Origin of the sequence: Brochothrix thermosphacta DSM 20171 = FSL F6-1036, assembly GCF_036884295.1 — a bacterium.
Lineage (GTDB): Bacteria > Bacillota > Bacilli > Lactobacillales > Listeriaceae > Brochothrix > Brochothrix thermosphacta.
Window position 1 is genome coordinate 231,159 of record NZ_CP145608.1, and the last position, 11,533, is coordinate 242,691.

General features: G+C 36.8%; 9 protein-coding genes. All 9 read left to right on the plus strand.

The annotated features are described in order from the left end of the window. The first annotated feature begins 106 nt into the window (after positions 1-106). Positions 107-586 (plus strand): ComF family protein, encoded by a 480-nt coding sequence (locus tag V6S17_RS01165; RefSeq protein WP_141690170.1) that lies wholly within the window; start codon positions 107-109, stop codon positions 584-586. A gap of 136 nt (positions 587-722) precedes the next feature. After that, positions 723-1,262, plus strand: a complete 540-nt coding sequence (hpf, locus tag V6S17_RS01170; RefSeq protein ID WP_029090856.1) for a ribosome hibernation-promoting factor, HPF/YfiA family — start codon at positions 723-725, stop codon at positions 1,260-1,262. A 776-nt stretch (positions 1,263-2,038) separates the two neighbouring features. Beyond that, complete coding sequence (gene secA / locus V6S17_RS01175) at positions 2,039-4,549, plus strand: preprotein translocase subunit SecA (RefSeq protein WP_029090855.1); 2,511 nt, start codon at positions 2,039-2,041, stop codon at positions 4,547-4,549. A 91-nt stretch (positions 4,550-4,640) separates the two neighbouring features. Further along, positions 4,641-5,745, plus strand: a protein-coding gene (gene prfB, locus V6S17_RS01180) for a peptide chain release factor 2 (protein ID WP_096879627.1) whose coding sequence is annotated in 2 segments (ribosomal slippage) — positions 4,641-4,712 and positions 4,714-5,745 — 1,104 coding nt in all. Because the reading frame shifts where the segments join, the coding sequence is not laid out codon by codon here. A gap of 22 nt (positions 5,746-5,767) precedes the next feature. After that, positions 5,768-6,649, plus strand: coding sequence for a YitT family protein (locus V6S17_RS01185; protein WP_029090853.1), 882 nt, complete (start codon positions 5,768-5,770; stop codon positions 6,647-6,649). Positions 6,650-6,732: 83 nt separating this feature from the next. Beyond that, the gene (gene ftsE, locus V6S17_RS01190; RefSeq protein WP_029090852.1) at positions 6,733-7,419 is read left to right on the plus strand and encodes a cell division ATP-binding protein FtsE; all 687 of its coding nucleotides are present in this window, start codon (positions 6,733-6,735) and stop codon (positions 7,417-7,419) included. After that, positions 7,409-8,293, plus strand: coding sequence for a permease-like cell division protein FtsX (ftsX, locus tag V6S17_RS01195; protein ID WP_029090851.1), 885 nt, complete (start codon positions 7,409-7,411; stop codon positions 8,291-8,293). The genes ftsE and ftsX overlap by 11 nt, the downstream gene beginning before the upstream one ends. A gap of 421 nt (positions 8,294-8,714) precedes the next feature. Next, complete coding sequence (locus tag V6S17_RS01200; RefSeq protein ID WP_029090850.1) at positions 8,715-9,917, plus strand: NlpC/P60 family protein; 1,203 nt, start codon at positions 8,715-8,717, stop codon at positions 9,915-9,917. Between the two features lie 139 nt (positions 9,918-10,056). Continuing rightward, positions 10,057-11,523 carry a cardiolipin synthase gene (cls, locus tag V6S17_RS01205; RefSeq protein ID WP_080712861.1) on the plus strand — a complete coding sequence of 489 codons (1,467 nt, stop codon included), beginning with the start codon at positions 10,057-10,059 and terminating at the stop codon, positions 11,521-11,523. Positions 11,524-11,533: the final 10 nt, after the last annotated feature.

Here is an 11,533-nt window from a genome sequence, read left to right on the forward strand (position 1 = left end):
ATTATTTTTTAAAACAACAGCAATCTGTAAAAAATGTCGGATACGCTTTAAAAAATGGGAGGCGCAGTCAGAAACGCCATTGATTAAAAGGAACGAGCGATTTTTAATGAAGCAAAGTGGTTTACAACTTAAAATTCATAGTCTGTACGAGTATGATGAAACAGCTCAATCTTTTATGACTCAATTTAAGTATCAAGAAGATTGGTTACTTGCTGGCTGCTTTCGAAAGGAAGTCCGTCAGTTATTGCAGCTGCACAAAAGTAAAGCAGTTATCGTACCAATTCCTCAAGCTGAAAGGAGTAAGCGTTTTTTTAATCAAACAGAAGCGCTTTTAAATGAAACGAAAATGAGTTATGAACCGATACTGATGACAAATTCAGCAAAACGACAAGCACGAAAAACGAGAATAAATCGTTTGACAGCAACGGATGAATTCGAATGTATTCGAACGTGTTCCCGAACGCAAGCCTTGCTGTTTGATGATGTTTGTACGACAGGTGCAACCCTCTATCGAGCCCAACGCTGTTTATTGAAACAAGGGATAGAAGTTATTGGTGCATGCGTTCTTTTTCGTGTCAAAAAATGATGAATAATAGTCTATAAATGAAGTGTTTAAATATTTGCATAATTTAACGAAACAAGGTAGTATAAGTGTAAGGATAAGTATAGCTAATCAATAGCTATCAGTACTTATCTGGCTTGTATTTTAAGGAGGAATTATTATGTTGAATTATAATATCCGTGCTGAAAATTTTGAGGTCACAGACGCTATCCGAGGTTATGTTGAAAAGAAAATTTCTAAATTAGAACGTTATTTTGATGACATTCCCGAAGCTAATGTGAATGTAAAGATGAAAACATATTCTGATAAAACAGCAAAAGTTGAAGTCACTATTCCTTTACCTCGTTTGGTGTTACGTGCCGAAGAAGCGAGCGAAGATTTATATGCAAGCATTGATTTAGTATCTGATAAATTAGAGCGTCAAATTCGAAAACATAAAACAAAAATTCACCGCCGTTCACGTAAAGGAAGCGAATCTGTAAAAACAGAAACAGTACCTCCTACGGATGAACACGAAGCGGATTTTGATATTGTAAGAACAAAACAATTTCAATTGAAACCAATGAACAGTGAAGAAGCTGTCCTACAAATGAACATGTTAGGTCATGACTTTTTCATCTATAATGATGCTGATTCAGAAACAACAAATATTGTTTATAAACGTCGTGATGGCAAGTTTGGCCTTATCGAAACGGAATAGACGAACTTATTAAGGCGATAGTTTGTTGGATGTATTGAAGGAACATGTCAAGCGATTGCTAAACAACTTAGACCTTTCATTGCTAACACAGCGATTGAAAGGTCTTTTTACGTCAGATTGAATAGAAACGCTAATCTAGGTCGTTGCAACTTATTCATTCGGGATTGCGTACAATGAGTACGCGCACCTTCATTCGCTCGTTGCGTCTACTATCTCAGCATTTCTATTCAATCTGAACAGTTCGAAAAATGAAAAGTGGATGTTAATCTAGGTCGTTACAACTTATTCATTCGGGATTGCTACTAAAAGCACCTTCAAACTGCTCAGCACAATGATAAATTGGAATTTATAAAAAATGCTTTCCAGACTAGAAATTTTCAGTTGTGTTAGTTTGCAGTGCTAGAAAACAATGAGTACGCGCACTTTCATTTATTCGTTGTGGATACTATCTCAGCACCACTATGGAAGTCTGGAGTAAATGCGGGAGCAATAGTATCGTTTTATCACGAGACTTAATCGGATAACAATTAAAAGTGCAACCGTTGGTATATTCTCCAAGTATAGTAAGAGTGATGAAATGTATGCCGTTTCAATCAGGTGTTTTGAGGTGCTTCTGAAAATAAGTATAAGTTATGAATGTTCATGGAAAAAGCGCTTAAAGTAGAAGAGTGATACATTAAATATTTGTGTACTATAGCTAAGAAGTGTTATTATAAGCAATATATATTACTATTTGATGCCCAATTTGAGGGGCACTAATAAAGAGGAGAGACATAATGGCTGGACTATTAAAAAGATTATTTGAGTCAGGTAAAAAAGATGAGCGACATTTAGAAAAAAAAGCAGATTTAGTTGAAGCCTTTGCAGATGAAATGTCAGCTTTAAGTGATGAAGAACTTAAAGCTAAAACACCCGCGTTACAAGCGCGTTTTCAAGCAGGTGAAACATTAGATCAATTATTACCCGAGGCATTTGCAGTGGCTCGTGAAGGTGCAAGACGTGTATTAGGTATGTACCCATTCCGCGTTCAAATAATGGGTGGCGTAGTTTTACATGAAGGTAATATCGCAGAAATGAAAACAGGGGAAGGTAAAACATTAACTTCAACATTACCTGTTTATTTAAATGCGTTATCAGGTAAAGGCGTTCATGTTGTTACTGTCAATGAGTATCTTGTTAGTCGTGATGCTAAAGAGATGGGTGAATTGTTTGAATTCCTTGGTTTAACAGTGGGTATCAACATCAATGCATTATCAACGGATGAAAAAAGAGCACAATATGCGTGTGATGTTACTTATTCAACAAATAATGAACTCGGCTTTGATTATTTGCGTGACAACATGGTTGTTTATAAAGAGCAAATGGTACAACGTCCACTTTCGTTTGCTGTTATTGATGAGGTTGACTCGATTCTAATTGATGAGGCACGTACACCGTTAATCATTTCAGGTGAAGCTGAGAAATCAACATTAGGTTATACGCGAGCATCAGCTTTTGCAAAAACGTTAACAGAAGATAGCTATATCTATGACTTGAAAACAAAATCTGTTTCATTGAATGAAGACGGAATGGATAAGGCTGAAAAATACTTCCAAGTTGATAATATCTTTGATTTATCAAATGCAGCGACTTTACATTACATTGCACAAGCGCTTAAAGCGGAAGTGACAATGCATAAAGATGTTGACTACGTTGTTCAAGATGGCGAAGTGTTAATCGTTGATCAATTTACGGGTCGTATCATGGAAGGGCGCCGTTTCTCTGATGGCTTGCACCAATCCTTAGAAGCTAAAGAAGGCGTTGCAATTAAAAGTGAATCAAAAACAATGGCAACAATTACGTTCCAAAACTACTTCCGTATGTATGCTAAATTGTCAGGTATGACAGGTACAGCTAAAACAGAAGAGGAAGAATTAACGGATATTTATAACATGCGTGTTATTCAGATTCCAACAAATAAACCAATTCAACGTGAAGATCACGCTGATTTAATTTACGGATCAATTAAAGCTAAATTTGAGGCAGTTGCTGAAGATATTGCAACGCGTCATAAAAATGGGCAGCCTGTACTTGTAGGTACAGTAGCGATTGAAACTTCTGAATTAATCTCAGATAAATTAACGCGTAAAGGTATCCCTCACAATGTCTTAAACGCAAAACAGCATGAGCGTGAAGCGGATATTATTATTAATGCCGGTGAAAAAGGCGCAGTAACAATTGCAACTAACATGGCTGGTCGTGGTACCGATATTAAACTAGGCGAAGGTGTTGTTGAAGTTGGTGGCTTGGCCGTTATTGGTACAGAGCGTCATGAGTCTCGTCGTATTGATAATCAGTTGCGTGGTCGTGCCGGTCGTCAAGGTGACCCAGGTGCAACACAATTTTATCTTTCAATGGAAGATGAATTAATGAAACGTTTCTCATCTGATAACGTTAAACGAATGATGGATCGTTTTATGGCTGAAGACGAAGCAATCCAAAGTAAAATGCTAAGTCGTGCGGTTGAATCAGCACAAACACGTGTTGAAGGGAATAACTTTGACTCACGTAAACAAGTCCTGCAATACGATGATGTTTTACGTCAACAACGTGAAGTTATTTATGGTCAACGTTATGAAGTTATCACAACAGAAGATAGTCTTGATGATATTATTTTAGGTATGATCGAGCGTGTGGTTTCTAACCTTGTTGCTGATTACACATCAGGTCTTGAACGAGAAGAATATAAATTAAAAAATATTGTTGAGTTCATTGAAGCTAACTTACTGAATGAAACTGATGTAACAGAAGCAGAATTGCAAGGCAAAGACCCAGAGGAAATTGAAACTTATATTTGGGATATTGTACAAAAAGAATATGATGTTAAGCGTGCATTGTTAGATGCAGAACAATGGCTTGAGTTTGAAAAAGTGGTCATGTTACGTGTTGTTGATACTAAATGGACAGATCATATTGATGCGATGGATCATTTACGTGAAGGAATTAACTTACGAGCGTATGGTCAAATCAATCCTTTACAAGAGTATCAAGCAGAAGGTTACCGTATGTTTACAGCAATGGTTGAAAGTGTTGATGATGACGTTACGCGTTACGTAATGAAAGCTGAGATTCGCCAAAACCTTGAGCGTAAACAAGTTGCTAAAGGAAATGCTGTTTCAGGCGAACAATCATCAAGTAAAGAAGTTAAAAAAATGCCAACACGTAAAGACCAACATATTGGTCGTAATGATGAATGTCCATGCGGCAGTGGTAAGAAATATAAAAACTGTCATGGTCGTGGCGAGTAAACGAACGCAATATTTAAAAAGAACGTGCTAAGGGCATTCATGTGCTGAGCACGTCTTTTTTAAAGTAACTAACAATAAAGGGGAATGGACAATGGAATTAGCAGAAATTAGAAATGCATTGGAAAAATCACGCGAACAAGTCACACAATTTAGGGGGTCACTTTGACTTAGAAGAGCTTGAAGCGCGTATTCAAGAAATTGATGAAGTGATGTCAGAACCAGGATTTTGGGATAACCAAGAAACCGCACAAAGTAAGATTAATGAATCAAATAGCTTAAAGGCACAATATGAAGTGTTCCATCAAATTGATGAAACACAAGAAGAATTAGAAACGATGTACGAAATGCTTAAAGAAGAGCCTGATGAAGAACTATTGGCTGATTTGGAAACAGAATTAAAGGCTTATCAAAAAACGATTGCTGATTATGAATTGAGTCAATTGTTAGATGGTACGTATGATCGTAATAATGTGTTGTTAGAATTACATCCTGGCGCAGGTGGTACGGAGTCACAAGATTGGTGTGATATGCTATTGCGCATGTATACACGTTGGGCTGAAAAACATAAATTCAGCGTACAAACACTGGATTATCAAGCAGGTGATGAAGCGGGCGTTAAAAGTGTTACCTTATTAATCAAAGGTGAAAACGCTTATGGTTATATGAAATCTGAAAAAGGTATTCATCGTCTGGTTCGTATCTCGCCGTTTGATTCAGCTGGCCGTCGACACACGTCATTTGTATCTTGTGATGTTATGCCAGAATTAACAGATGAAGCAGCAATTGAAATACGTCCAGAAGATTTACGAGTAGATACCTATCGTGCATCAGGAGCTGGGGGTCAACATATTAATAAAACTGATTCGGCGGTACGATTGACACATATTCCGACAGGTTTAGTGACAGCGTCACAATCAGAACGGTCACAACTTAAAAACCGCGATCATGCAATGAGTATGTTGAAAGCGAAAATCGCTCAAAAACAAGAAGAAGAAAAAGCACAACAACTTGCTGAAATTCGTGGTGAACAAAAAGAAATTGGTTGGGGTAGCCAAATTCGTTCATACGTGTTCCATCCTTATTCGATGGTGAAAGATCATCGTACAAATGCTGAAACAGGTAATGTACAAGCTGTAATGGATGGGGACATTGATTTATTTATCGATGCATATTTACGTTTAGGTTTTGCAAATTAAAATCATGTAGGGGGATTTGACCGTGGGAGCAATTGAACGCCATGTGCCAAAATATATTGTTGAAGCGTTATTTGTTATACTAGGTTCATTTGTAATTGCCATCGGTTTTAATGGCTTTTTACTTCCCAATCAAATTGCATCAGGCGGTTTTAGCGGGGTCAGTATTGTTGTAAGTGCCTTAACAGATTGGAAGCCAGCTTACATTTTATGGGCGTTAAATGGGACGTTTTTTTTAATCGGTTGGTTAGTACTAGGTAAAGGCTTTGCAGCTAAAACTTTTTTAGGCACCGCATTGTTACCGTTGTTCTTTCTATTGACGGAGGGATTGCCAGCCTTAACACATAACACACTTGTTGGCGCCATTTTTGGTGGATTGTTAGTCGGATTAGGATTGGGCATTGTTTTTTTAGGAAATGCCTCAACAGGTGGAACGGATTTGATTGCAATGATACTCCATCGCTTCGCCAAAATATCTTTAGGTAAATCAGTCGCTGTGATTGATGGGCTAGTTGTTATCAGTTCAATGCTTATTTTTAGTGTTGAAAAAGGACTGATTGCGCTAATTGCACTTTATGTCACCATCAAAGTGATCGATATCGTACAGTTAGGTATCAAGCAAAAAACAGCTAAAAATGTGATGGTTATATCGCGCAAAGAAGCAGAAATTCGTGACGGTTTAATCAACCAATTAAAATTAGGCGTGACACGTTTGGATGCTCAGGGTGGTTATTCGCAAGTTAATAATGGTGTGTTGATGATTATTATACCAACGCCTGAATTTCAGCGCGTGAATGATTATGTAATGGGCATTGATCCTCAGGCATTTGTGATTGTGATGGATGCGTCAGAAGTGCAAGGATTAGGATTTACTCGTGCTCGAAATGCAAATGACATCGCATTGTAATAGGAATGAAGTTAAACTGCAAATAATCCATGTTATACTAATAAAGTTGTAAAAAAAGTACAGGGAAGTAGGAGACCATCACTATGATAAAAATGGAAAATGTTTATAAAAAATACAGTAATGGGATTTCCGCTGCAAATGGTTTTGACATCGAAATTAAACAAGGAGAATTTGTTTATATCGTTGGTCCAAGTGGCGCAGGGAAATCGACCTTTATTAAATTAATATACCGTGAAGAACAAGCAACTTCCGGACAAATTAACGTGAATGATTATGATTTAATTAAAATGAAAAATAGAGAAGTACCATACTTACGTCGTGGGATTGGTGTAGTCTTCCAAGATTTTAAATTGCTACCAACACTCACTGTCTTTGATAATATTGCCTTCGCGATGGAAGTTGTTGAAAGTGATAAAGAAACAATCAAAACACGTGTTATGGAAGTCTTAGATTTAGTTAACTTGAAGCACAAGGTACGTATGTTACCAAGTGAACTTTCTGGTGGGGAGCAACAACGTATTTCAATTGCACGCTCAATTGTTAATAAACCGAAAGTGATTATTGCCGATGAACCAACCGGTAACCTTGACCCTGATACTTCATGGGAAATTTTAAATATTTTAGAAGAAATTAATCGTCAAGGAACAACGATTGTTATGGCAACGCACAATAGAGAAATCGTTAATACGCTAAAACACCGTCTTATTGCTATTGAAGATGGTCGTATTATTCGTGATGAAGCGGAAGGGGTGTATGATTTTGAAGCCTAGAACAATGGGACGTCATTTTAGAGAGAGTTTTAAAAGTCTTCATCGTAATGGGTTGATGACTTTTGCAGCAATTAGTGCTGTAACTGTTACACTCGTTTTAGTTGGTTTCTTCATGATTACAATGTTGAACGTCAACAAGTTAGCATCCGATGTTGAAGATAATGTGAAAATTAATGCAAATGTTGATTTGTCTGCAAATAAAACAGATAAACAACAGATTGAAAAGGATTTACAAAATTTAAATGGAGTGGCCAACGTCACTTACTCATCAAAAGAAAATGAATTAAAGAAAATGGTTAAAGCTTATGGCGATAGTTTTGAGCTATTTGAACAATCAAATCCTTTACACGATGTGTATGTCGTTGAAGCTAAAACACCATCAGATGTTGATCAGGTAGCGAAAGCTGCTGAAAACGTCAAAAATGTTGACTCAGTTTCTTATAATGCAAAAACAGTTGGAAAAGTGTTTGATGTTGTGAAATGGGTGCGCTATATTGGTGTTTTCTTAATTGCAGCTTTATTATTAACAGCGATGTTCTTAATTTCTAACACAATTAAGATTGCGATATACTCTCGTCGAACAGAAGTAGAAATACAAAAACTTGTAGGTGCAACAAACGGCTTTATCAGATGGCCATTTTTATTAGAAGGTGCATGGATTGGTTTCCTCGGAGCAATTATTCCGATTGGACTCACATGGGCAGTTTACTATCAGGTCTATAAATTTGTGATGCCATCATTAGCATCAACGTATTATTCATTGTTACCTGTAGGTCAAATGGTAGGAATCGTAACGATTACAGCCTTAGCAATTGGGATTATTATTGGGATGGTAGGAAGTATCTTATCTATTCGTAAATTCCTTAAAATATAAAAAGAAGAAAAACCAATCGAGTACATTAGTGCTCGTTTGTTGGTTATCTTCAATCCGAAGTCCCAGAATATTTCTGGGGCTTTTTTTAGACGCAATTTCACAACATGTTTTGAGAGTTTTTTTTCCTCTAAACCTTAGTCTTAATGAAAAACACATACTTGCGTAATGATTGTAAAAGAGGTAGCGATAGGAAAGTAAGGGTCTATATCTAGTATCAATCGAAACTTTGTCATAACAATAAACGACTGTTGTCTATCGACATGAGAACCGTGTAACACAACTGTAACAAAAGACGCTATAACGTAAATTGTAATGTATGAAAGGATGCTATAGAATGGTATAAGTAGTCAACACGCATATATATATAATTGTTCGTTAAAAATAAATAAAAAACATGATTTACGAGAGGGGAAACAACATTTTGAAGAGTTCAAAAATTATCGCTATCGCATTAGCAGCAGCTATTACAGTATCACCATTTGCAGGTATTGCTTCAACAAGCGTTTCAGCAAGTGAATCAAGTGCAACAATCGCATCTAAAAAAGCAGACATGAAATCACAATTGGCTGATATCGTTCAACAAGAATCAGAAGTTTCTGCTAAAGTAGCAGCGAATCAAAAAGAGTTTACGCAATTGAAAAAAGATCAAGTTAAACTTGAAAAATCAATTGAGGAAACAAAAGCAGCAATTGATAAACGTAAAGGTAAATTAGAAGAACGCGCACGCGCAATGCAAACTTCTAGTGCAACAACATCAATTGTAGATTCAGTTCTTGAAGCAGACAGTATTACTGATGCAGCAGCGGCTGTTATAGCATACTCGAAATTCCAAAGTGCTGATGTTAGTATTGTTGAAGCACAACAAAAAGATGAAAATAAATTAGCGGCAGATAATAAATCACTTAGCGCTAAAATCGATAACCAACGTTCAGTAATCGCTTCAAGCGAAGTAGCAGCTGGTAAATTAGCAGCACAAAAAGCTGAAAAAGAAGTACTTGTTGCTAAATTAGCTAACGATGAAAAACGTGCTCAAAAAGCTGAAAAAGTAGCAGCAGAATTAGCAGCAGCAGCTGCAGTACAACCAATCAAAACAGATGTTAAAGAAGTTGCAAAAGCAGATGAAAAAACATCAACTGTTGCAAAAGCAGAAACAAAAACTGAAAATGTCGTATCTGTAGTTAACACAAGCACTAACAAAACAGACGATACTAAAAAAACAGAAAACAAACCTGCTAAAGAAACAACAGATAACAACGCTGGTTCAGTCGTTTCTGGTGTTTCAGGAGCAATCCAAGAAGCTTACAAATATGCTGGTCAAGCATACGGTGGTGGCGCAGTACCTGGTAACTTTGACTGTTCAGGTCTTGTAATGTATTCATATGCTAAAGCTGGTATTAGCTTACCGCGTACAGCAGCAGCACAATATGGTGCAACGACTCGTATCTCTGAAAGCCAAGCACAAGCAGGCGACTTAGTATTCTTCTCTGATGGCGGAATCAGTCACGTAGGTATTTACCTTGGTGGCGGTCAAATGTTCAACTCGCAAAATAATGGTATCCAAACAGATAACATTCATGGCGCATACTGGGGCGAGCACTTAGCTGGTTTTGGACGTATTAACTAAATGAAATAGTATGTTTCTCTCGTGAAGCAACTGATATAGATAGATCCACACTAACCATGTGGGTCTATTTTTTTCTTTAGAGAACTGTAGGGGTATGTTATGATAAAGATACCATATTAAGTATGAAGGAGATGGGGCAATGGAGCTGTCAATAATTCTGGTCTATATAACAGCAACTGTACTTGTAGTTAACATGTTACTTGCACTTTTAACTGTTTTCCTTGAGCGCCGTGAATCTTCAGTGATTTGGGCTTGGCTTTTAGTGTTGACGTTTGTACCAATAGTAGGTTTTATTTTATACCTAATTTTTGGTAGGAATTTATCACGAGGAAAGATTTTTGACTGGAAAGCGCAAGAGCGTATAGGGATAAATGATATTATAAAATCGCAAATTAACCTCATTAAAGAAGGCGTTTTTCCGTTTGTAGAAGATACACCGGAGAAACATAAAGAAATGGTTTATCTATTGTTAGTTAATGATGGTGCACCGCTTACACAAGATAATGATGTTGAAATATTAATCGATGGTAAGAAAAAATTCGAATCGTTATTCAGGGATATAGAAGCTGCAAAAGATCATATCCATTTAATTTATTATATCTTTAGATTTGATGAACTCGGTACGAGTTTGGTGGATTTATTAGTGAAAAAAGCCAAGGAAGGTGTCGAGGTTCGTTTTATCTATGATGCAATGGGATCTCGTTCTGTCAGACCTTCGGCTTTTAAAGAATTAGAAAAACATGGTGGAAAAGCCTACCCGTTCTTCCCATCTAAATTACCGTTAATCAACTTTCGCTTAAATTACCGCAATCATCGTAAATTAGCAATTATAGATGGTGAAATTGGTTATATCGGTGGGTTTAACATCGGGGATGAATATTTAGGTAAATCGAAGAAATTTGGTAATTGGCGAGATACGCATTTACGTGTCAAAGGAAGTGCCAATTTTGCGATGCAAGCCCGTTACATTATGGATTGGAATTCAGCAGCAACTCACAAAGCCGACAAAATTAAATACGATGAACGTTATTTTCCTTTGGCTTATAAACATGAGGGGAATATACCAATGCAAATTGTATCAAGTGGTCCAGATACTGATTTGGAACAAATTAAAAATGGTTACATAAAGCTGATAAATTCTGCTAAGGATACTATTTTTATCCAAACACCTTACTTTATTCCGGATAACAGTGTGTTAGAATCTCTTAAAATTGCTGCATTATCAGGCGTAGACGTTCGCGTGATGATTCCATCTATGCCAGACCATCCGTTTGTATACTGGGCAACGACAAATCACGTGAGTGAGCTGTTAAAGTGTGGTGCAAAAGTTTACCGTTATAATGATGGCTTCTTACATGCGAAAACAGTGATTGTTGATGCAGAAGTATCTTCGGTTGGGACAGCAAATATAGATAATCGTAGTTTTAGATTGAATTTTGAAGTGAATGCCTTCATATATGATGAAGAAATGGGTCGAGAATTACATAATATCTTCTTGGATGATATGTTAGTGTCATCTGAAATGACATTGGAAGAATATGAAAAACGATCAAACTGGATTAAATTTAAAGAAGGCGTTTCTCGTCTTCTATCACCGATTCTTTAAATGGAGGTGC

Bases quoted from the DNA above. Each gene is read 5' to 3' on its own strand.
- secA (WP_029090855.1), top strand. From the start codon at position 2,039: ATGGCTGGACTATTAAAAAGATTATTTGAGTCAGGTAAAAAAGATGAG.
- ftsE (WP_029090852.1), top strand. From the start codon at position 6,733: ATGATAAAAATGGAAAATGTTTATAAAAAATACAGTAATGGGATTTCC.
- V6S17_RS01165 (WP_141690170.1), top strand. From the start codon at position 107: ATGAAGCAAAGTGGTTTACAACTTAAAATTCATAGTCTGTACGAGTAT.
- hpf (WP_029090856.1), top strand. From the start codon at position 723: ATGTTGAATTATAATATCCGTGCTGAAAATTTTGAGGTCACAGACGCT.
- cls (WP_080712861.1), top strand. From the start codon at position 10,057: ATGGAGCTGTCAATAATTCTGGTCTATATAACAGCAACTGTACTTGTA.